Source organism: bacterium (assembly GCA_016699045.1).
Lineage (GTDB): Bacteria > Babelota > Babeliae > Babelales > RVW-14 > AaIE-18.
Genome location: CP064957.1, coordinates 485,132 through 507,067, shown reverse-complemented (window position 1 = coordinate 507,067; position 21,936 = coordinate 485,132). Strand labels below are relative to the sequence as shown.

The window sequence follows — 21,936 nt, the reverse complement described above, 5'->3', positions numbered from 1 at the left end:
CTTAAAAAATCAAATGTCATGTTTGAATCAAAGGAAAGCAAGAAGGGGAGCGAAATGATCGTACAGCGTTTAAAGCTTTTATCATTATTGAGTTTATTGTGGGTAAGTTTTTGTTCTGCTCAAGATGACCAGTTTAATAAATTGCGGCAGCTAATGCGCGTGGCCTCTGCCCAAAAAAATACTGATGTTGATTTGATTATTTTTTCTTATGATAGACCGTTGCAATTGCGGGCTTATTTAGAATCACTCGAAAAGCGTGTGTGCGGGCTTAATAAGACGTATGTTTTGTATCGAGCGAGTGATCAGTTGTTTGCGCAAGCTTATGACGAGCTTGTTGCATTGTATCCAACAACAAATTTTGTGTGTCAAGTTGTTGAGCCTGGTGCTGTTGCTAATATTAAGCCTCAATTAAGTACTATTTTTGAAAAATCGCAAGCTTCATATTTTATGTTTGGCGTTGATGATATTGTAGTAACGGAAGAAGTTGATGTGCAAGATTGCGTAAGAGCTATGGACGATTATGGCGCGTATAGTTTCTATTTACGACTTGGTAAAAATATTACGCAATGTTACACCCTTTCAGTCCATGAAGATTTTGCAAATCCTCCGCTGTTAGAAGTTGAGAGAGGTCTTTTTATGTGGACGGTGAATCAAAGTCTTTATGATTGGAATTATCCTAATTCTTTGGACATGAGTATTTTTAGAAAAAAAGAGGTATTGCCTGTTATTGCGGCAATTGATTATGTGACGCCTAACCAACTTGATGCGGCATGGGCTCGTTGTACTGATCCTTCGTGGAAAGGTATTTGTTATGAGCATTCAAAGATGGTAAACATTCCGTTGAACTTGGTACAAGAGACTCAAGGCATGCGTAATATGCAGTTTTTTTCTACCAAAGAATTACTCGATGATTTTGTGATTGGATTTAAAATTGATATTGATGATTTGTATAAATTTAATAATAATTCGCCTCATATGCATTATATTCCAAAGTTTGTTTACGATGATGAACGGATGCATTTTCGCATTGCAAAATAGATCTTTTTAAACTATCGTATCTTGAGAGTTTGCATTTATGTGCTAAACAAAAGGACGTAGGGTGAGTGGAAAAAAAAATAAAGCGCTGATTATTGGTGCGGGTCCGGCAGGCTTGACTGCTGGCATTGAACTTCTTAAAACAGGTACTTTTGAGGCAACCGTCTTAGAACGTGAAAACGTTATTGGAGGGCTTGCTTGTACTACTGAATATCGTGGCTGTCGGTATGATATTGGACCGCATCATTTTATCACAAGCTCTGAAAAAATTGAAAAATGGTGGAAAGATTTGATGCAGGGTGATTTTCTTGAGCATAAGCGTTTTACCCGCATTTATTATAACAACCATTTTTTTAACTATCCACTTGAACCACTCAATGTTTTAGAAGGACTTAGTTTGTGGGAATGTTTTATTTGTATGCTCAGTTACATTCGCTATCGTTTGTTTCCCATAAAAAAAGTGAAATCATTTCAAGATTGGGTTACCAATAAATTTGGCTACCGACTCTTCAGTATTTTTTTTAAGACGTACACAGAAAAAGTTTGGGGCATTGAATGTTCTCAAATTTCCTCAGATTGGGCCGCACAACGTATTAGTGGCTTTTCTCTTTCCAAAGCAATATATTTTGCTTTTTTTGGGCGCTTTTATAAAAAAAATAAACCACGAACCATTCGCGATGATTTTTATTATCCATCAAAAGGTGCTGGTACCTTGTGGGAAAAAGCAGCTGGCTGGCTACAAAGTTTTGATGGTGGGCAAGTGCTGCTCAATCAAGAAGTGATTTCGTTGGAACACGATGGCAAAAAAATTATTGCGGTGCATGCGCAAGACAGGCGTTCTGCGAGCGGGGTTAAAGCGTTGGCATGTCATCAAGCTGATTATTTTTTTTCAACTATGCCTTTAAGAACGCTTATTAGGTCGCTTGATCCGCTGCCATCAGGAGATATTATTCGTGCGGCAAATGCTTTGCAGTATCGGGGTTTGATTACCATTAATTTAATTGTGAACAAAGAATCTATCTGTCCTGATCATTGGCTTTATGTTCATGAAAAAAAAGTTAAAATGGGTCGCATTGGTAACATGAACAATTTTTCTATGGACATGGTTGATAATCCTGCTCACACTGCCTTGAGTTTGGAATATTTTGCATTTGTTGGCGAGGCCTTTTGGTTACTTTCAGATCAGGAATTAGTTGAAATAGCAAAAAAAGAGCTTGAAGCAATTGGCTTGGTAAAAGCACATGAAGTGTTGGACGGCATGGTAATGAAGACGGCCGAGGCATATCCCCTCTACGATGAGCACTATAAAGAACATTTGGGTCTCGTTCTTAATTATTTAGGAACTTTTTCCAATCTTGAGCTCATGGGGCGTAATGGTTTACATCGTTATAATAACATGGACATTGCAATGCTCTCGGCCATGTCTGCCGTTGACAAAGTGCTTGAAAAAGAAAAAAGTGCTGTACATCCAGTTGATGCAGCGACTATGCCAAGCGCACTATAAAAAATGTTGAGGGGTGCGTATGTGTGGTATTGCCGGTTATGGAATGCTCAGTGCGCAAGGCGGTGTCATTGATCATTCGTTACTTGTGCGTATGCATGAAGCCATAGCACATCGTGGCCCTGACGGTTTTGGTGTTTGGATAGATCAGCAACGAGGTATGGGGCTTGCTCACCGTCGGCTTTCAATTGTTGACCTGTCGCCTGCTGGTTCTCAGCCGATGCTTGATAAGTATGAAAGTGTTGCTATTTCTTTTAATGGCGAAATTTACAATCATTACAAGTTGCGCAAAGAGCTTGAAGCTCTTGGGTACCATTATCGTTCAAATACTGATACCGAAACAATTTTGTATGCCTACCAAGCGTGGGGTATTAAATGTTTGGAGCGTCTTGATGGTATGTTCGCGTTTGCATTATTTGATCGTGAAAAAAATGAAATATATTTAGTACGTGATCGTTTAGGGATTAAGCCGCTCTATTTTTCTTTGCAGGGCGGCATGATCAGTTTTGCTTCAGAAATTAAAGCGCTTTGGCAGTTGCCATGGAATAAAAAAACGATTAGTTCTCAAGCACTCTATCATTACCTAACTTTTATGGTAACTCCAGCGCCATACACTTTTTATAATGATATTTATAAGCTGCCAGCAGGTTACTATCTCAAGGTTGATGCGCATCGAGTAGTAACGTTTCATGAGTGGTACTCGCCAATAACGACCATCACGCCAGCTGAGCATAAACAGTTTTACGATGAGCAATTTTGTTTAGAAAATATTAAAGCGTTATTAATTGATTCAACAAAAAAACGACTGATGTCGGATGTACCGTTTGGTGCATTTTTGTCAGGCGGGCTTGATTCAAGCTTGAATGTGGCGTTGATGTCACAATCGGTTTCAAAAGTTAAAACGTTTACCGTTGCCTTTGCTGACGGGCCAGAATCTAATGAACTTGTGTGGGCACGTCAAGTTGCTGCACAGTTTGGCACGCAGCATCATGAAGTGGTGATTACGGAAAAAGAAGCGTTCGATTTTTATGAAAAGATGGTGTACCACCTGGACGAGCCGTTAGCTGACTGTGTCTGTATCCCTTTTTATTATGTAGCAAAATTGGCGCACGATCATGGCGTAAATGTGGTGCAGGTGGGTGAGGGTGCTGATGAACTTTTTTTTGGTTACAGCACGTATGCGCAGTATAAAAATTTGCACGATCGCTTGTGGCGGCCATCGCAAAAAATAGTGCCAAGTTTTTTAAAAAAAAGTATTACTTCTGTGGCAAAATCTTTTTTTGATAAACATTCAAATTATGCTGCACTGATGACCAACTGGGCAGGTAACCGGAATCTTTTTTGGGGTGGTGCGCTGGCATTTAATGAGCAACAAAAGCGTGTGCTTGTGCATGACAATATTTTTAAAGCCTCAGTAATGCAAGAAGATCCAGTGGTAAGCAAAATTTTGAAAGGCGCACGGCAAGAGTTTGACAGTCATGCGATCGTTGCTTTTCATAGCAATAGGCTGAAAGCAGACCTTCCATATGCTGATTTTGCTGCCAAAATGATGTATCTGGAGTTGAAGCAGCGATTGCCCGAGTTGTTGCTCATGCGGGCTGATAAAATGGCAATGGCCACCAGTGTTGAGGCGCGAGAGCCCTATCTTGATTATAAACTTGTTGAGTTTATGTTGCATGTACCGACAGTGCTAAAATTTAAAGATGGTATTACGAAATATTTGCTCAAAAAAATAGCGCTTGATTATTTGCCGCCATCAATTGTTTTTCGCAAAAAAGTTGGATTTGCTGCGCCAACGGTTCGTTGGTTTGCTTCCGGCAATTATTTTCCGCGCTATTTTGCCGGCTTGAATATGCAAGCATCGCCATTGTTTTCAGATAAAATAAAAATGATCAATTCATTAGGAACCAGTGCTCCTGCTGTGCGTGCGGTGCAGCAGTGGGTGGTGCAAAATGTGTTGGCACTAATAAAAGGGGAGAGCCAATGAGAACGCGCTTACTATTATTTTTTTGTACAGTTTTTTTTGTTGGATGTTCTTACTTTTTATATCAGCAGGTGCCGGCGGGTTTGCAAGCGCATCACGATATTGATTCTAAGGCTTATGTGTATCATGGTAAGCTTTTTGCTGAAGAAAATATGTTGGTAAAAAGTGAGCATACGCCGTACTATACGCTTGGCTATCCTCTCATTATTGGCTTTTTATACAAAATTTTTGGGCAAGCAAATGCTGCATTGATTTGCTTGCAATTATTACTTTCATTGCTTTCAGGCTGGTTGCTTTTTGTCTTGGCGGGGCGTTTTTTCAATCACACAATTGCCTTGGCCACGTGTGTGCTTTTTGTGATCAATCTTGGGTATTTAACGTTTACTCAATTTATTTTGACTGAAATTTTTTTGTCATTTTTTTTGCTGCTTTTTTTTGAGCGATTTACGCTCTTTTTACAAAATTATCAGCAGCGGCCATTAATGCAGAGTGGTCTTGCGCTGGGCCTTTCGATGCTTATTAAGCCAGCAGCTGCGCTATATTTTGTTGTTCCTGTGTCGTTTATTTTTTTTGTATTATTAAAAAAACGTGTTTCAGTGCAAGTAACTATCCAGTTGATGAGTTTTTTTGTTTTATGTTTTTGTGTGCCGGTTTTGATGCACATGGCTCATAATAAGTATGCGTTTGGTAATTTTCGTTTGACTGAATTGAATGATATTAATCTTTATTTTTGGTTTTATCCAAATGTGCGTGCCCAGCAATATGGCACAACGTCAGATTATGAGCGTGTTATGTTACAAAAACATGCGCAAAAAGAAGGTGGCATGCAAGAGATTAAAAATCAATTTTTTGACGAGATGAAAGATAATTTTAAACTCTTTGTGTACGTTTGGTTTGCCAATGTTGCCAAGACATTCTGCGGTCTTTTTACAACCAATTTAAAAGTCTTGCTTAATGAAAAAGTGCATGGTGGGGACATTTCATTTTTTAAGATGAAGGGCTCATGGCTGCAAAAAGCACATCGGTATATTATTGCCGGGGCCAATACGTGGTGGCTTCGTGCTATTGCGTATTATGAGGCTGTTTTGTTGCCGTTGCGCTATCTTTTGTGTTTGATAGCACTGATATTTATGTTTGTTCAGCAACGATATGTGCTCTTTTACTTTTTTATTTCGTATATTGCTTATTTTTCGATGATTACCGGGCATGATGGTTGCGCGCGTTTTCGTATGATGTTTGAGTTTTTACTCATCATGCTGAGCGCTGCCGGCTTGTTTATTGTGTGGATGTATGCAACGCGTAAGCCCGTGAAAAAATCAGCACGGAAAAAAGTATGACAACCGTGTATGCCGGTATCATGGCTGGTGGCACAGGTACTCGTTTGTGGCCATTGAGTGATAAAAATAGACCTAAGCAGCTCATGCCTTTTTTAAATAACAACTCGTTGCTTGACCAAGCAATTGAGCGCGTTATGCCGCTGGTTACCACACCAGAAAAAATTTTTGTGGTTACCAGTGCCGAGCAAGAGGAATTAATTAAGCAGTCTGTTGGTAAAAAAATTGGTTTTATTGTTAGCGAGCCAGAAGGGCGCAATACTGCGCCAGCAATTTTGTTGGGCTGCTACCGAGTTTATCAACAAAATCCTGAGGCTGTTGTTATATTTCTGCCGGCAGACCATTTTATGCCCGAAATTCAGGCATTTGCTACTATTGTTGCCAAAGCCATTGCGCATGTTGAGAAGCATAACAATATCGCTCTATTTGGGCTTAAGCCCCGCCATGCAGCGATCGGCTATGGGTACATTCAAACTAATCCATCAGAAAATGAACAAGATTTTTTTTCTGTTGTAAAATTTCACGAAAAACCATCTGCTGCTCTTGCGCAAGTGTATGCCGCGAGTGATGATATGTTATGGAATATGGGTATTTTTGTTGCCAAGGTATCAACTTTTTACAAGAGTTTAAAATGTGTGCGCCCATGCTTGATCTGACCATGCGGGCGTATTTGCAAGGTACTTGCTCGTATGCTGATCTTGAAAATATTTCGATTGATTATGCTGTTATGGAAAAGAGTAGTAATACCGTGGTATTTGCCGTTGATTTAGAATGGTATGATGTTGGGAATGTGTACACTTTTTTACAATTAAAAGAAACCTATTCGCACGATAATGCAGCGATCATTAATGTTGATGCCGCGAAAAATTTGGCTTACTCGAAAAAAAAATATGTCGTATGTATTGGCGTTGACGATCTTTGTATTGTAGAAACAGATGATGCATTATTAATTGTGAAAAAAGATAAGGCAGAGTTAGTAAAACAAGTTCCTGCAAAAATAAAAGAGCTGACGTTATGAACAAAAAACATTGGTATGCGCTAGTTATTTTTATTATTGTTTTTTGTGTTGGGGCTTTGCCTGTCGATAAAATTTGGTATCGTGAAGATGATTTGGGACAAATTATTAATGGCCTTGTTTTTTCAAAAGAAGATGCATTGCGCGTTATTAAAGCTGATGAGCGTGAGTTTATTGTTCCTATGAATTATCGCCGCTCAAAGCCAAATGTGATTGCTGGTTTTTTGCGGCCTTTAAAACATTTTTTCTTTACCGCTATTTATGTGCTGTTTGGTCTTGAACCAAAAGCTTATTATATCGCACACGTAATTGTTCATGCACTTAATGCGGCCTTATTATTTTATCTCTTTTCGCAATGGCTTTCGTTATGGCTTTCTTTTTTGGGTGGGCTGATGTTTGGGCTTTATCCCGATGTTGCCTGGCTTGCTTGGCTGGCAACGTTTCATAATTCGCTCGCTACTTTTTTCCTGCTTCTTTCTGCGCTGCTGTTTTGCTTCTTTTGGCAGCGGCATGGGAGTTGGTGGTATTATTTTTTTTCAGGAATTAGTTTTTTACTTTCGTTGTTGGCTCGTGAAAATGGCATATTTTTCCCTTTTTGGTTATTTCTTGGCATGGGCTTGTATGCACTTGAAGACCGTGGTTGGTGGCGTTCAGTTTGGTATGCCGTGTGTATGACATGGATTTTTTTTGTGGTCCATTTTGTGTATGTTCTTTGGCGCTTGTGGGCATTTGGCATTGGTACGCTTGAACGAACGTTCAATAATCTATTAATCAGAATGCCTTTTCTTGCTTCTTTGATTCAAAACAAAGGTGCTGTTTTGTTGCCGGTAACAACATCGACTTCTGTGATAGCAAATATTGTTTCTACGGTTCCACCATCGCCCGTGATAGAACCGAGTTGGTATGCGGTTTTAACGAGTAAATTGGATTATTTTTTTACTAAATTTTTTGCGTGGAGTAGTTGTCTCTTTGTTCTTAATGACAAGCGACATCTCTTGATTTTGATGTTGTGGGGTCTGGTAGTTTTGTTTTGTGCATTTGCGTATAAAAATCACAAAAAGCTTTTATTCTTTTTTATCGTTGGTTTTTGGTGTTTTGCGTGGCAAGGCGTTATGGCTTATCCCTGTGCTCGTTATCTTGAAACAGCGTATCCGGTAGTGGTGACGATTGTGGTGGTAGGCATACCGTTGCTCAATGCGCGCAAATTTTTGTACGGTCAGTATGCCATTTTATTGGTGAGTTTTGGGATCGTTTTTTCAATATACCGCGGTACGCTGCTCAACATGAAAGCTTTGCGCATTGCAGGGCAGTCTACGCATGAACTTAAACAGCGCTACGAACCATTTTTTCTGCATAATCAACTCAATCCCAAATCGCGCTATATTTTCTTTAGCTCGCCTTTTGTTTCAGATATTCAAAGCATTGTGCAATATTTTTTGCATGATTTGAATGTTCAGGTTGCCTTTGAGCTCTTTTCGTCATTGGCTGAATTAGGCGTTTTTGGTTGTGATCGTGACTACAAAGTTGTTGGCGTAAGTTATCAAATTGTGCCCATACCTGGCGGCTTTCGTTTAGTTTCAGATGATCCGCAGCATTGTGCGTGGTGGATGCAATTTTCCAACCATCCGTTACAGTGGAATGCGCGCGATTTTGGTTATGAGTGGCGTGCGTAGTCTTATCAAGAAGGCGAATGGTACCAATGTTCTATGGGAGCCTTTATGATTCATCAGCGCATTGATGGACGATTTATTACTGATATTTCATTTATCTTTGATTCAAAATGGCTCACTCCCGATACCGTTTTTGTTGTGTGGGATTCTCTAAAAGGGGAATATCAAATTCTGAAGGCTGATCATTTGCAAACCGGGACGACCTCGATTATTTAAGTAATATGTTTATTTTTGTGCCGATTGTTTTATACAATGAGCCAAGAAGGAGCGTTGGGGGGTTCGTAAGAACCTGAGGCTTTAGAGCATAAACTAAAAATACTTGAAAAGGAGAACGTTATGAAAAAGCTTGATGATTTTATGGATATGGTCGATCGTCGAGTTGATCGAAAACTAGGATCATTTTTTAGGTTTTTCAGATCCTATTTTACTTATATTAGCACGACCGTTTTGATGGTACTTGTGCTTACTTTTTTTGGTAAATTGTATCATAGCCAGCCGTATTTTGTTGCTTCAGTGATTACGAGTAGTTTAGAAAACATTCAGGCAGTGATGAGTGATATCAATCAAAGCTGCAATATTTTAAGTGTGCATGAAGATCACATTGTTGTTGATTTCTTGACGACAAAAAGCTTTGAAGGCTCTGTTATTGGTGGGCTTAATCTTGCGTATCCAAAAAAATGGCGCGGACCCTACACGAGTAGTAATCCAAGTTTTAATGGTCATTTTTTTGAAGTAGTGAGGGCTTTGGAAGGATATTTTGTTGTGCCTGGGCATGGTGTTAAATTACCCAATAATTATGTGGTGGGTAAAGATTTTACAATTGATACAAAAACGTCCATGCGACAATTGTTGGCGACAGATGGGCCTTTAAATTATAAAGGGATTAAGCTTGCCGTGCCATTGACGTTTAAAATTGGTAAGTGGGATTCGCCGCTAAAAATGGATGATCAGCTGCTCAAGCGCGCTAACAAATATCTCAAAGAGTTTAACGATGCGATGCCATTTGCAAAAAATGAAAATCGGTATTTTACCGAAAGCGCGATCATTAAACGTTTATAAAAATTCATAGTTTGCTTGCAGGGGCTTTTTTTAGGGGGAATTAATGAAGCATAAAATAATGCAATATGTACCATTTTTATCGGCTGCTTTTCTCGATTATTTAAATATTGTTGTGTCTCTCGTTATTTTTCCGGTGTTGTTGGCAGATACGCAGGCTCATTTTTTGTCAGAGCAGATTGCGCAAAATTACGGTACGCTTTTTGTTGGTTTTTTGCTGACGACGTACTATGCCGGACAGTTTTTTATGGCGCCTATTTGGGGGCAAATTTCAGATGTCTACGGACGACGGTTGGCGATGCTGATAACACTTGCCGGTACTACGGCTAGTTTGTTATTAACGGCGCTTTCAATTCATTATTCTGTGTTTGTGCTCTTGTTTGTAAGCCGTTTTTGTGCAGGGGTTTGTGCTGCAAATGTTGCGATTGCGCAATCCTTTATGGCTGATGTGAGTGGTAAAAATAGTGCAAATAAAGTGAGCAATATGAGCATGGTAGAAGTGGCGGTAGCGTGTGGTTTTATTGCTGGCGGGTTAGTGGGGGGCTATTTTACGACAAATTTATTGAGCGATAGTATCAATTTGGCGTTGCCATTTTTACTATTAAGTTGCTTAACTGGGCTTAACTTTACGGTTGTTGCCTACCAATCATGGCGTGACCATTTGCCACAAAAATCATCGCACAAAAAATTTGAGATCACCGTTAGCCATCTGAAGCAGATTATGCAGTATCCTGTGTTGCGCAATATTGTGTTAGCATCTGCTTTTTTTATTTTTGGTTGGACGTTTAGTACGCAATTTTTTTCGACTTATTTATTGAAAGTTTTTCATTACGATGCCTCGCATATTGGTATGATGTTTGTGTATGCCGGTATCATTTATTTAGTGCTGCAGTTGTTACTGGTGCGGCCATTGTCGCGCATTGCAGCTCCGCGGACTATTGTGTTGAGCGCGTTGCCGATCCTTGCATGCTTGAGTAGTGCAGTTTTTTTGCCGCCAACAACGATAGGGTTGTATATTTTTATTGTTATTTATATTGGCTGCATTGCCTCGATTGTGCCGAACATGATGGCGATTATTTCAACTTCTGTGCACAGTAGCGAACAGGGGCAGGGAATTGCCATGATCTGGTCAATGCAGGCACTGGTGACGGTGGTGGGGACCTTTTTTGGTGGTTTTTTGGCGATGCTTAATCCCGCGTTGCCGGTTGGAGTGTCTGGCGGGATGATTTTTTTAAGCTGGATTTTGTATTTAAAAGCGACAAAAAAATCTCGAAAATGATGCGTGAATTTTGTTATAGAAATAGTTCAAAATATTACGCATGAAAACGCAGATAACCGCGCAATAAATAATTAATAAAACCGATCATAAGTTTATCGGGTAGTTTTGCGTTCTGAGCTCGTGGATCTTTGCAAGCAAGGTAGCATTCGCCAAGCATGTCAACGTAGGGCGCGACTTGATAGCAATGTTCTAGAACATTTTCAGGCACGCCGGCAATATTGCGCCACAATTTGGCGCCATCGCTTTTGCTGCTGATTGGCAAGAAGGCGCTGAGTACTTGATTTAGCACAATTTTATCGATTGAAAAAGTAGCCTCGCATGAGTCTTTTAGTGCTTGAGTAAGTGCGGTATTTGTCTGATAACTTTTTGCCAACGAATGTATGATTTTGATTAATGTATTGGCAGATAAAGCAGCAATTCCGCCCGCGGCCAAAATAGCATTTTCCGTTGATTGGTTATTGTTAAGTTTTTTTAATAATTTTTGATATGCTGGCGTGGTAATAAAATTCGTTTTGAATTGTTCAAAATCTTGGACAGAAATGCCAGTAAGAGGAATGTTATTTTTTTGACAATCTTGCAGATATTCAACAAATAGCAATTTGTCGCTCATTTCGGTTGAAAGACGGTAGATGGTCATACCTTCAAGTGGACTCAGGCCATCAAGAGTGAAATGCTTGCTAGAAAAGAGAGGTTTTTCAAATTTATTAGTGCCGTTGCCGCCCACGTGAATATTGATCGGATCGTTGTTGAGATAGCGCGCAACAAGTGCATGCCCGCCTTCATGAATCAGGGTCATTAAAAAATAAAAAGAAAACTCGCTGGCCGCGTTAAGCGCCAAATTCTCAGGCTTAAGCTGATCTAACAGTTTTTCTTGACCGTGTCTGGAAGTGCCCACGTAGTAAAGTTGTAGCATCGTGATGGCAACAAGTGCTTTAAGAACCGGCCCAATGGGCACCATTTCATCTTCAGTTTGCGAGATTGGCTCTTGCTGAGGTGCAGGAGTAGTTGCTTGGATCTGCCATGGCAGGCTCAGGGCGCATAAAAGAATGCTTAGAAAAAAGTGGCGGAATGAAGTTATTTCCATGATGTTCAAAGCCTGCAATGGATGATTATTCTTATTTTTACTACGTTTTGCCAACCAAGCATACTCAGTGGTTGTGTTTTTGTCAAAAGGCTTGAGGGGCTTGAGTTTTTCATTTTATTTCTTTTTGGATGTCGTATGTGTTACGGTTGTTTATCTGTGTGGTTGGTGAGGTTTATCAAAAAAGGAGAATTTTTTATGCACATATTACGCTATTTTTTCATGATGACGATTGTTTTAGTAGCTCAAAATGATGTAGTTTTTCCAGAAGTACTGACTCCTGCTCATCAGTTATCTAATCTTATCGATGCAGATACATCGGTACAAACGATTAAAGATTTTTTAAATGCTCATAGAGGTATGAATATTAAGAATATTAATCCTCATCCGATATTTTTAATTTTTAAAGCTATCGAGTTAAAAAATCCTGACGTTGCAAGCTTCTTGATTAATCAAGGAATTGACATTGAGGCCAAAGATGAAACAGGGCGTACGGTGTTACATGAGGCGGCGCGTCAAGGATTGCTTTCTGTTGTAGAGTTGTTAGTTAAAAAAGGCCTTGATGTCAATATTCCTACTTTTCAGCATTACACGCCGTTACATTTTGCGATTTTTGGTGGACGTGAAGAGATTGTGAGGTTTTGTTTAGATAAAGGCGCTTCGCTTAATGTTCTTGCAAAAAGCAATACGCCGCTCTCGCTTGCTGCGGGGAAAGGTATGATAGAGATTGTAAAATTATTACTTGATAGGGGTGCTGATTTTACAAAAATGCCACCTATTATCTTTTCTGCCGTTTCTAGCGCAAATGAGGAGATGGTCAGGTTATTAATTGAGCGTGGCCTAGGCGGTGTGAATGTAAAGCATTGGAACGGACTTTTTGCGCTTATGCTGGCTGTTAATAAGGGACTTAAGAATATTGCTTCCTTATTATTGGAAAATGGTGCAGATGTTAATCTGAAACGAGATTCTGATAATTCAACATCGCTTCATCTAGCCGTTCAAAATGGTGACAAGGAAATAGTAAAAGTTTTGTTATTACGCACAGGGATTGATGTTAATGCACAAAATAAAGAAGGCAACACGCCATTGCATCTTGCTGTTTTGAAGGACAATCTTGAGATTGTTATTTTATTATTGCAACAAGGTGCTGATGTTACCTTAAAAAATAATGAAGAAAATAAGGCCGCTGATCTTAGCTCGCATGAAGAAATAAAAGATGCTTTAGAAAGAGCAGAATCTAAAAAAACTCCTATGCCAGATTTGGAATTACCAAAAACAGATACCCACCATAAAAAGCGAAAAAGAAGATATTTGAGTTATATGGGAGCCTTGGATCTTGTTGCTAAAATAGACCGCATTGCTGAAAAAGTAAATACAGATGCAGCAGAACATATAACAGATCAAGCTCATAAAAAATTGGCAGAGCTGCAAATATTGGATGAAACGATAAGAAATCAACAATTGAACGCTACAGAAAGAATGGCTAATGAAAACAAGCAGCAAGAGCTTTATAAAAACATTGCTGCATTACTAAACGAAATTGAAAGAGAGAAAAGCAGTATAACGAAATAATCGTTCTCAAAACACAATGAGAAGTTTTTGCTGGTGAGCTAAAAAAATAGCGATTAAATATTTTTTAGGAAGCGCTTTCGAGTTTTAAAGGCTTGAAGGCGCTTCTTTTTTTTTCTTACTTTTTGATTTTCAAATGTGCTAATGTTTTTGATAAGTTGAGCTTTTAGTTTGTTTTGCAAATAAAAAAAAGGAGACATTTTATGCAGATAGTGAAATGGATTTTGTTGGTAAATGCGTTGGTTGTTAGTTGTCATGCGATGACCAATGTTGCTTTGAAAAATGAACAACTGATTGAAGAAGTTACGAAGGGCGTTCATAGTAATCTTAAGAACATTGAGCAGCTTATTCAGGATGGTGCTGATGTTAATGTGCAAGATTCTGATGGGTATACACCGCTTCATAGTGCTGTTAATGCAGGGGTATTGCCGTTGGTGCAGTTATTGTTGAATAAGGGTGCTAAGATTGATATTAAAAATAATGACGGTGATACGCCTGTGCACATTGCGGTTGTTATGTTTAAAACAGATGCCATTCTTAACCTGTTATTATCAAAAAATCCTGATATAAGTATAAAAAATAATGCCAATGAGACGCCGTTTGATCTGGCTGAATTAAATAGTAAAAAAAGCGCGATCAAGAATGTTTTGAATCAATATGCAAGTCATTCGCAAAAACCAGTTTCTTCTGTTGAATCAGAGTCTAGTGCTGGTGATAGTTCGACAGATTTTGCTTCATTAACCAAAGAACAAGCACAACAAGAGTTTTCGAAAAAGCTGCAACGAGCCCTGATGCTTGGAGATGCTTTTACTGAAAGAGAACTTGATGGTCTGATCAAAGCTGGTGCGAATATTAATATGCCCATTGATATTTCTGGCAAGGGCGCAAAACAGTATCTTGTGCCACTTCTAGCTGTAGCACAATCTGGAATGGTCGATTTGGTAAAATTGTTATTAAAAAATGGGGCTGATAGTGCCGTGAGAGATGCGCAAGGGCATACAGCTTTTGATCTTGCTTTGACCGATGAAATAAAACAGCTTTTTCAGAAGCAACCGATAACAGATCTTGATCGACTTAAAAGTGCATTAACGGCTCTTAAAGCAAAATTGGCCGCGTTGGTCGGGTTGCTACAAAAAATGAAAAATAAATGAAAACAAAAAGGAGACATGTTTGCAGTATTTAAAAAAAGGAGAATGGGTATGTCGTTGATGAGATGGTCTTTGGTAGTGGTGATGTTATTTAGTTTGAATAGCACTATGAGCCTATTTGCTGCACAGGCGGCGCAAAACGAATTTAATAAAATGTTGGCGCATTTGATAGACAATCGTTTTAAAATGTTTGACGATTCTTATAAAAAAAGTATGGAAAATTTTATAAAAGCTGGTGCACGTGCTGATGAAATAACGACCGATGGTAGAACTTTGTTGCAGCTTATGATTGATATAAATTATCCTGAGCTCGTTAAATTTTTGCTTGATAATGGGGCGGATATTAATAAGCATATTAATACTTCTGGTTGGACTTATCTGCATTTAGCTACTAAAAAGGGATATGATGATATTGTTGAGATATTGTTGCAGCATAGTAAATCAAATATTAATGAAAAAACTAGTACAGGTTTGACTCCTCTGCATATAGCCGCTCATGATGGACATATAGAGATCGTTAAGTTATTGCTTCGCTATGACGCGAATGTTGATGAAAAAACTAATAACGGAATAACTCCTTTGTCCTTTGCCGTTGAAAAAAGATATCGAGAGATTGTTGCTGTTTTGCTCAATAAAAATGCAAATGTTAATGCAAAGGATGATGACAGCTGGGTCCCTTTGCATTTTGCTGCTAATGGCGGATTTAGTGAGATAGTTAAATTATTGCTTGATAAAGATGCAAAAGTTAATGAAAAGGTTAATGAAGGGTGGACGCCTCTGCATTTTGCGGCTAAAAAAGGATTCAAAGATATAGTTAGGTTTTTGCTTAATAAAAATGCAGATGTTAATCCAAGAAGCAATGAAGGTTGGACCCCTCTGCATCTAGCAGCGGAAGGTAATTTCACAGAAAGTGTTGATATTTTACTTGATGGTGGTGCTGATATTTTTATTAAGAATAATCAAGGCATCACAGCTGATGCTCTTACTAAAAATCCAGAAATTGATCAAATGATTCAATTGGCACCGCTCAAAAGAGCATTAACGGCTCTTAAAGCAAAATTGGCCGCGTTGGCCGGTGCATTGGAAAAAATACAGAAGAAATAAAAGCGTGAAAGAATTTTTTTAAGCAAAATTAAGCAATGGCGATAAGATAGTGCACTATCTTATCGCCATTGCTTTTCAAAAAAAGAGTATATTTTTTTACTGCTGATAAACGTTATTATTAACGAGCAGTGTAGAAAATTGCCATTCATCTTCTTTTGCTGGTCGCTTTTTGCCAAAATTGAAATATTCATTCTTTTGGCCTAGCGGTGACCAATCAACCTGTGTTGATATAAATTTGCCAAGATATGGTTTTGCAACCGCAAGAATTGCTTCGTGATCAAAGTGATCAGGCAGACAAAAGCCAAGATTTGGGTTGTCGAGCATGTATTTGATGGCGGCAACCAGGCCGATAGAAACTTGGATGGTTGTGCTGCTTTGACCAGGAACCAGTGTGCGTGCTTCATGGATATCAAGGACACTGCCAATCCACCACGCATCAAAATCATGTCCCATCAAAAGGCAGCCGAGTTCGTCAGTGCCACTGATGATTTCATCATTCAAGATGCGCAGAGTGTCTTGCGGTACAAAATTTCGCATACGCAGTTCGTGCAACGAGGCCCATGTTGCATCGCTGACGCAGTAAGCGTAGTGAACGGTTGGGCGGTAGACGGCGGTATTATTTTCCCAAACAGTTAAATAATCAGAAATACTGAACGCTTCGCCATGTCTAATAACCATGCCAATGATTGGTCCTGATGGTACCCATGACCGAACCAACGTTGAAATACCCATCGAGGCAAGACAAATTTGATTTTTAGGCCCGTGGCATGGTGCATCGCGCCAACTGGGAGTGTTTTTTCATGGGTTCCCCAGCCGAGTTCTGCTGGTGCCATTCCTTCTTCAAGGAGCCCATCAATACTCCAGGTATTAACAAATTCATTAACTTGCTTTGGTGCTGAAATAATCTGGCTATCGCGTTCTGCGATATGTATCGCTTTAACACCGGTCAGGTGAGCAAGGGTGGCAAAATTGTGGTTTGCAACTGCTTGCTCAAGTGCTTTGGTGCGTTGGTCGGTTGGTTTTTCGAGAATAATTTTTGTCGCAATATCAACGAGTGCTTGTTTGGTAAAATGAGAAACAAGACCAGGATTTGCACCATGATCAACCATAGCGGTTGGGCCAGTTTTGTCCCAGTTTGCAACGAGTTTTCTCAAAGCCATTTGTCGTGGATACAAGGTAAATTCTGTTGGGTGCCGCTGCTCTGCATCACCGTAAGGATCCCATTGTTCAACTGATGTGTTAATGAACAATACGCCATGGTGGTGGCACCAGTCAAGCAGAACGCCGGTTTCTATATTCCACGCGAGATCAACCAAGATATCGCCGCTTTTTAAATGTTGAGCTAAAATTGTTACATAATTTTCTTGGTGTAGCCGCTCTTGAAGGTACGTGATTCCTTGCGCTAGCGATGATGCTATCCGATTTTTATTATCAACAAAATCAATGATGGTAATGTTTTCTGGCTTGATATCGATCAAGTCAAGCATAAGCGGTAATGAGCATTGTGCAATGCTGCCACAGCCGAGAATAAGCATTTTTTTGTGAGCTCGTATCACGAAAATTCCTTACCGTTGAAAATAGGACTGATAACAAAAAGAATATTTTCGCATAAAAAGAGGATAATTCAAGCGAGTGTTGCATTAACATAAAAAGTTCTTCTTCTTCTTCTTCTTCTTCTTCTTCTTTCTTTTTGATTGTTCACTATGCTAGCGTTTTCTAGGTGAGTTTGCGTTGAGATGTATTTTTTAAAAAGGGAGTTGGGGTATGCAGGTTGTGAAGTATTGTGTGGCGGCGATGATGCTTGTTGGTTGGCATCATGCGGTTGGTGCCCCTGTAGATGGGCAAAAAGAGGCGCAAGAAAAATTTAATAAAAAAATTCTTGATGTGCTCAATGTTGGTCATTTTACATCAAAAGATAGGCAAGAATTGCAAAACGCTCTAGATACTGGAGCGAATATTAATTTCAAAAGTAATAAAACTGGTAAAACGTTTTTGCATATAGCTGCTGAGAAAGGAAATAAAAAAATTGTTGAATTTTTGCTTACGAATGGTGCGAAGGTAAGTGAGAGAGATAATGATGAAAGAATGCCTTTAGAGTTAGCTGCTTTTGGTGAATATAAGGAAATTGTCGAGATTTTAATTAAGAATAAAGCTGATGTTAATGATAATAATAGCAAAGGTCTTACTCCTTTAATGATTGCTATTGTTGATAAAAATGAGAAGATTGTTAAGTTATTGCTTGAGTGTGGCGCTGATCCTAACACAATGGTTGATGAAAGTCGTTGGACTTGTTTACATCTTTCTACCCATGTAGGGGATGAAGCTCTTGTTAGGTTGTTGCTCTGTCAGCAAGGTATCAAGATTAATGTGAGAAGTGATGATGGCAAGACGCCACTTTATGTAGCTGTTGAGCAAGGACATAGTAATATTGTTCAATTGTTGCTAACTGATAAGAGGGTTGATGTGAATCAAGGGGATGGTAATGGATTGACTCCTTTGCACATAGCCGTTGCCAAAGGAGATAAAGATGCCATTGTGCATTTACTTCAAAAAAAAGCGAGGGTTAACGAACAAGATAATGATGGATTAACTCCTTTGCATTTGGCAGCTCAAATGAATAATGAATTTATAGTGCAGTTGTTACTAGATAACGACGCTGATGTTGCTCTTAAAAATAACAAAAAAAATACGGCTGCAGATCTTACTACAGATAAGGTAATTAAGGCGCGTCTCGAAAAAATAATTAAGATTTTAAGTAGTCCTGATGAGAGTTCTGGTTCTGTTCAAAAAAAATTTAATCAAAAAATTGAAGAATTAATTAATAGTAGTAAGGGATTGCAAGAGTCCAACAAGAGCGAATTGGAACAATGCATAAAAAACAAGGGAAATATTAATAAGAAATACCGTAAAAAAGATGGGCCCTTGCTACATTTAGTTGCTTGGAGAGGTAGCTAAGATATTGTTATCTTATTATCATGATTCTTCGGCTGATATTGCCGCACAAGATGTTGTGGGCAAGACACCTTTGCATTGGGCTGTTGGATGTGCGGATAAAGACATGGTTGCTTTATTGCTTAGCCGTGGAGCTAATTTTAATGTATAAAGCAAAGCGGGCTTAACTCCTTTGCACCTAGCTGTTCAAAAAGGCAATAAAGAAATAGTTAATTTTTTGCTTAACAGCGATGCGGATGTTAATACAAAAGATAAATATGGCAAAACGGCATTTGATCTTGCTCTTGATCAAGAAATCAAACATATGTTATAGGAAAAGATGAACCCTGATCCACTTAAAAGTGCGTTGATCGCACTCAAAGCAAAATTAGCAACGTTAGCAAGCGCGCTGCAAAAGCTGGCAACTGCATAAATTTTAAGTTTTTTTATTATGCCTTTTTCAAAAAGCTTGAAAGAATTTTTTTAGATCCAGATTGAAAGATGGCGGTAACGTGATACGTATCGCCATCAGCTTTTTCAACATGCGTTACAATTCCTTTGCCAAATTTTACATGTTCAACCAGTTGGTTTTTATACCAAGTGCCCGTCGGTGTAGTGGCGTTGGTAGAAAAAGCGGGAGCTTTGTGGTGTGTTGTTGCCTTGGCAATGCCCGTAGTTTTGTGCGATTTTGGCGTAACACGCATTGGCGCGGCAGATGTTTGTGTTTCATTTTTTGTGCTGAGTCGGTCGGGCGGGATGAAGCTGGTAAAGGTCATAATATTTTGATCGAACTGAGTTGAAAGGCCAAACCAGCGACGAAAGTGTGTTTTTAATTGCGAAGCGTGTGCATTGCTTGCGTTAAATTCTTGAACGAGTGATTTTTTTAATTCTGATAAAAAGCGAGACGGAAGTTGGTGCACAATCGTGCCAAAGCGATTGCGGTAGTCCGCATGCGTTAGCACGAGCCGCTCTTGAGCGCGCGTGATGCCGACGTAAAATAAGCGTCGCTCTTCTTCCAGTTCTTCGTTTGTATTGAGCGCTTTGCCACTTGGTAACATTTCTTCTTCAAGGCCGGTAATAATTACCGTTTCAAACTCAAGGCCTTTGGCGCCGTGTAGTGTCATCAAGCAGACTTGGTCGTCACGATTTTCGTTATTACTTTTTTCCTGCATGAGCGTGACTTCGTATAAAAAATTTTCAAGCGTTGGCGCGTTTGAATTGCTGGCAAAAGGGTCGTTGGGGTTGAGATCTTGGTTTGATGATCCCGTAAAGTTTTTTTCAAATGAAGTTATTGATTCGACTAATTCGCGTACGTTTTCAATTTTAGTGTCTGCTTCTTGTGCGTCCAGCGTGATACGTAAATAATTGAGATAATCAATTTTGTTCAGGACATGGTTGACCAATGTTGAAGGCGATGAATTTTTATCGATACCTGTATAAATGCCCAAAAATTGTTTGAGTGCCAATTGTTTTGATGAGCTGATACTTTCGTTCGTGATCAAATATGTAATTAGTTGTTGAAAATCAAGGAGCGGATTTTGTTGCCAGCTTTCCATTAATTGTTCTTCAAACTTTTGGCCAAGCCCGCGTAGCGGATAGTTTACAATGCGGAGCAGGCTGATGCGGTCGAATGGATTGATCATTAAGCGCAAGTACGCCAAAACGTCTTTAATTTCTTTGCGCTCATAAAATCGTATGCCGCCAATAATGCGGTAAGGAATGGCGTGATAAATTAATGCTTCTTCAAGCGAGCGAGATTGATAATGTGTGCGGTACAAAATCGCGACATCGCTTAATTTTTTATTTTCAGGAAGATTTTTTAAAAGTATGGCAATCGCATCTGCCTCTTGTTCGCCCGAGCGGCAGGTAAGCAGCATCACTCTATTTTTACCTTGTTTTTCAGACCATAATTTTTTTGGATTGCGTTGTGTGTTGTGCTGAATAACATGGTTGGCTATTTCCAAAATGGGCGTTACTGAGCGATAATTTTGTTCAATTTTAACAATGGTGACCGGTGCAAATTCATGCTTAATTTTGAGCATGTTGGTTACGGTTGCGCCGCGCCAAGAATAAATTGACTGGTCTTCGTCGCCAACCGCGCACAGGGACTCGAGAATAAAATCCTTATCTTCATCCAGTGCCATTTGTCGCAACAGTTCGTGCTGCGTATGGCTGGTGTCTTGATATTCGTCGACCAGGACGTGCTTAATTTTTGCCTGAAAATCGCGCTTAAAGTTTTTATTAGTTCTAAAAAGTTTAAGAACCTGCAATATTAAATCGTCAAAATCTAGACTGCGAGCCGCCGTTTTTTCTGCTTCGTACGCGTGATAAATCTCTTTTACGAGTGGGCTGACGGTGCTTTCAGCTTCGGCCGGGTTCATGAAATATTTATTTTTAAATTGAGAAAGCTGGTACACCAATTGTGAGGCGGTAAACTGCTTTTCAAGGCTGCCTTTTTTTATAATTTGCTTAATGATGCCGAGTTGGTCGTCGCCATCCAAGATAGAAAAATAGGGTGCTGAAAGGTACTGCAAATTGGTGCGTAGCTGTAGCAGGCAGTAAGAATGGAAGGTTCCAACGAAAGGTAGTTCGTGGTTGCCATCAAGCGAGCGATGCAACCGTTCCTTCATTTCTTCGGCGGCTTTGTTGGTAAATGTTAGGGCAACGAGCGCTTTGGGGCTTACGTTTTCATTAATAATTAAATTGGCGATACGAGCGGTAATGACACGTGTTTTGCCCGACCCTGCGCCAGCAATAACGAGTAAGGTGCCGGACTTTTGCGTGGCTGCTTCTTGTTGCGGCTTGTTGAGCTCGTGCGAGAGAAAATTATTAAATGCTGCTTTGTAGTTCATGTGATTAACGCTATCCCCAAAAAAGTGATTAATGAGGGTGAGGATAGCAAAAAAAATGAGGAAGCAAAAGGATTATTGAGAGAGCCTAACCCATACGAGCAGACTAGCATAGCTAGTCTGCTCAGTATAATCTAAAAATTTATTTTTTTGAAGAAGAAAATGGCGTTGTATTGCCGTTTTCACTGAGGAGCTCTTCGAAGCTTTCTTGTCCTACGAAGCCAGGTAAGGGCGTAGTAGGAAGCGAAGGAGAGCGTCTCAAAGTGGGTTGTTTTAGTTTTTCAAAATACTAGATCCGCCTGTTGCGCAAATTCCCCGCAATCGCGTGAATGTGCTCAATTTATCCAATTGTGCGCATGGTTTTATTAAGTTATTAAGTT

18 protein-coding genes and 1 pseudogene are annotated in these 21,936 nt (G+C 39.4%); 16 read left to right on the top strand and 3 right to left on the bottom strand.

The window, feature by feature from the left end; translation table 11 throughout:
* Window positions 1–54 precede the first annotated feature (54 nt).
* From IPF37_02255 to IPF37_02210, 10 genes are all read left to right on the top strand, one after another.
* Window positions 55–1,038, top strand: coding sequence for a hypothetical protein (locus tag IPF37_02255; GenBank protein QQR49642.1), 984 nt, complete (start codon window positions 55–57; stop codon window positions 1,036–1,038).
* 61 nt (window positions 1,039–1,099) lie between these two features.
* On the top strand, window positions 1,100–2,539 hold the full coding sequence (locus IPF37_02250; GenBank protein QQR49641.1) for an NAD(P)/FAD-dependent oxidoreductase: 1,440 nt from the start codon (window positions 1,100–1,102) through the stop codon (window positions 2,537–2,539).
* A 19-nt stretch (window positions 2,540–2,558) separates the two neighbouring features.
* Complete coding sequence (gene asnB, locus IPF37_02245; GenBank protein QQR49640.1) at window positions 2,559–4,523, top strand: asparagine synthase (glutamine-hydrolyzing); 1,965 nt, start codon at window positions 2,559–2,561, stop codon at window positions 4,521–4,523.
* Window positions 4,520–5,857 (top strand): glycosyltransferase family 39 protein, encoded by a 1,338-nt coding sequence (locus IPF37_02240; GenBank protein ID QQR49639.1) that lies wholly within the window; start codon window positions 4,520–4,522, stop codon window positions 5,855–5,857. Before asnB ends, IPF37_02240 begins: the two co-directional genes overlap by 4 nt.
* Window positions 5,854–6,510, top strand: coding sequence for an NTP transferase domain-containing protein (locus tag IPF37_02235; GenBank protein QQR49638.1), 657 nt, complete (start codon window positions 5,854–5,856; stop codon window positions 6,508–6,510). The genes IPF37_02240 and IPF37_02235 overlap by 4 nt, the downstream gene beginning before the upstream one ends.
* Window positions 6,486–6,872: a hypothetical protein gene (locus tag IPF37_02230; protein ID QQR49637.1), complete on the top strand. Its 387-nt coding sequence runs from the start codon at window positions 6,486–6,488 to the stop codon at window positions 6,870–6,872. Before IPF37_02235 ends, IPF37_02230 begins: the two co-directional genes overlap by 25 nt.
* Entirely contained in the window at window positions 6,869–8,542 is a 1,674-nt protein-coding gene (locus IPF37_02225; protein ID QQR49636.1) for a glycosyltransferase family 39 protein, read from the top strand. Before IPF37_02230 ends, IPF37_02225 begins: the two co-directional genes overlap by 4 nt.
* A 45-nt stretch (window positions 8,543–8,587) precedes the next feature.
* Entirely contained in the window at window positions 8,588–8,755 is a 168-nt protein-coding gene (locus IPF37_02220) for a hypothetical protein (protein QQR49635.1), read from the top strand.
* 120 nt (window positions 8,756–8,875) lie between these two features.
* The gene (locus IPF37_02215; protein ID QQR49634.1) at window positions 8,876–9,598 is read left to right on the top strand and encodes a hypothetical protein; all 723 of its coding nucleotides are present in this window, start codon (window positions 8,876–8,878) and stop codon (window positions 9,596–9,598) included.
* 43 nt (window positions 9,599–9,641) lie between these two features.
* The gene (locus IPF37_02210) at window positions 9,642–10,874 is read left to right on the top strand and encodes an MFS transporter (GenBank protein ID QQR49633.1); all 1,233 of its coding nucleotides are present in this window, start codon (window positions 9,642–9,644) and stop codon (window positions 10,872–10,874) included.
* 34 nt (window positions 10,875–10,908) lie between these two features.
* On the opposite strand, the gene IPF37_02205 is transcribed toward IPF37_02210, so the two are convergent.
* A complete protein-coding gene (locus IPF37_02205) occupies window positions 10,909–12,012 on the bottom strand; it encodes a hypothetical protein (GenBank protein QQR49632.1) in 1,104 nt (367 codons plus the stop codon).
* A 141-nt stretch (window positions 12,013–12,153) separates the two neighbouring features.
* Between IPF37_02205 and IPF37_02200 the strand changes: the two genes are divergently transcribed.
* The 3 genes from IPF37_02200 to IPF37_02190 all read left to right on the top strand — a co-directional run bounded on the left by IPF37_02200 (window position 12,154) and on the right by IPF37_02190 (window position 15,776).
* A complete protein-coding gene (locus IPF37_02200) occupies window positions 12,154–13,527 on the top strand; it encodes an ankyrin repeat domain-containing protein (GenBank protein ID QQR49631.1) in 1,374 nt (457 codons plus the stop codon).
* Window positions 13,528–13,727: 200 nt separating this feature from the next.
* A complete protein-coding gene (locus tag IPF37_02195) occupies window positions 13,728–14,675 on the top strand; it encodes an ankyrin repeat domain-containing protein (protein QQR49630.1) in 948 nt (315 codons plus the stop codon).
* Window positions 14,676–14,690: 15 nt separating this feature from the next.
* Window positions 14,691–15,776, top strand: a complete 1,086-nt coding sequence (locus tag IPF37_02190; GenBank protein ID QQR49629.1) for an ankyrin repeat domain-containing protein — start codon at window positions 14,691–14,693, stop codon at window positions 15,774–15,776.
* Window positions 15,777–15,872: 96 nt separating this feature from the next.
* Here the strand turns inward: IPF37_02190 and IPF37_02185 are convergent.
* Window positions 15,873–17,311, bottom strand: a pseudogene (locus IPF37_02185) (saccharopine dehydrogenase NADP-binding domain-containing protein).
* Between the two features lie 229 nt (window positions 17,312–17,540).
* Here IPF37_02185 and IPF37_02180 point away from each other — a divergent pair.
* The 3 genes from IPF37_02180 to IPF37_02170 are packed head-to-tail and all read left to right on the top strand — an operon-like array spanning window position 17,541 to window position 19,041.
* On the top strand, window positions 17,541–18,731 hold the full coding sequence (locus IPF37_02180; protein ID QQR49628.1) for an ankyrin repeat domain-containing protein: 1,191 nt from the start codon (window positions 17,541–17,543) through the stop codon (window positions 18,729–18,731).
* On the top strand, window positions 18,712–18,879 hold the full coding sequence (locus IPF37_02175) for an ankyrin repeat domain-containing protein (GenBank protein ID QQR49627.1): 168 nt from the start codon (window positions 18,712–18,714) through the stop codon (window positions 18,877–18,879). Before IPF37_02180 ends, IPF37_02175 begins: the two co-directional genes overlap by 20 nt.
* 21 nt (window positions 18,880–18,900) lie before the next feature.
* Window positions 18,901–19,041: an ankyrin repeat domain-containing protein gene (locus tag IPF37_02170; GenBank protein ID QQR49626.1), complete on the top strand. Its 141-nt coding sequence runs from the start codon at window positions 18,901–18,903 to the stop codon at window positions 19,039–19,041.
* Between the two features lie 115 nt (window positions 19,042–19,156).
* Here IPF37_02170 and IPF37_02165 read toward each other — a convergent pair whose 3' ends face one another.
* Window positions 19,157–21,559: a UvrD-helicase domain-containing protein gene (locus IPF37_02165; GenBank protein ID QQR49625.1), complete on the bottom strand. Its 2,403-nt coding sequence runs from the start codon at window positions 21,557–21,559 to the stop codon at window positions 19,157–19,159.
* Window positions 21,560–21,936: the final 377 nt, after the last annotated feature.

Excerpts from the sequence above, each read along its gene's own strand:
- IPF37_02255 (QQR49642.1), top strand. The coding sequence starts at position 55 with ATGATCGTACAGCGTTTAAAGCTTTTATCATTATTGAGTTTATTGTGG.
- asnB (QQR49640.1), top strand. The coding sequence starts at position 2,559 with ATGTGTGGTATTGCCGGTTATGGAATGCTCAGTGCGCAAGGCGGTGTC.
- IPF37_02240 (QQR49639.1), top strand. The coding sequence starts at position 4,520 with ATGAGAACGCGCTTACTATTATTTTTTTGTACAGTTTTTTTTGTTGGA.
- IPF37_02235 (QQR49638.1), top strand. The coding sequence starts at position 5,854 with ATGACAACCGTGTATGCCGGTATCATGGCTGGTGGCACAGGTACTCGT.
- IPF37_02230 (QQR49637.1), top strand. The coding sequence starts at position 6,486 with ATGTGTGCGCCCATGCTTGATCTGACCATGCGGGCGTATTTGCAAGGT.
- IPF37_02225 (QQR49636.1), top strand. The coding sequence starts at position 6,869 with ATGAACAAAAAACATTGGTATGCGCTAGTTATTTTTATTATTGTTTTT.
- IPF37_02220 (QQR49635.1), top strand. The coding sequence starts at position 8,588 with ATGATTCATCAGCGCATTGATGGACGATTTATTACTGATATTTCATTT.
- IPF37_02215 (QQR49634.1), top strand. The coding sequence starts at position 8,876 with ATGAAAAAGCTTGATGATTTTATGGATATGGTCGATCGTCGAGTTGAT.
- IPF37_02210 (QQR49633.1), top strand. The coding sequence starts at position 9,642 with ATGAAGCATAAAATAATGCAATATGTACCATTTTTATCGGCTGCTTTT.
- IPF37_02200 (QQR49631.1), top strand. The coding sequence starts at position 12,154 with ATGCACATATTACGCTATTTTTTCATGATGACGATTGTTTTAGTAGCT.
- IPF37_02195 (QQR49630.1), top strand. The coding sequence starts at position 13,728 with ATGCAGATAGTGAAATGGATTTTGTTGGTAAATGCGTTGGTTGTTAGT.
- IPF37_02190 (QQR49629.1), top strand. The coding sequence starts at position 14,691 with ATGTTTGCAGTATTTAAAAAAAGGAGAATGGGTATGTCGTTGATGAGA.
- IPF37_02180 (QQR49628.1), top strand. The coding sequence starts at position 17,541 with ATGCAGGTTGTGAAGTATTGTGTGGCGGCGATGATGCTTGTTGGTTGG.
- IPF37_02165 (QQR49625.1), bottom strand. The coding sequence starts at position 21,559 with ATGAACTACAAAGCAGCATTTAATAATTTTCTCTCGCACGAGCTCAAC.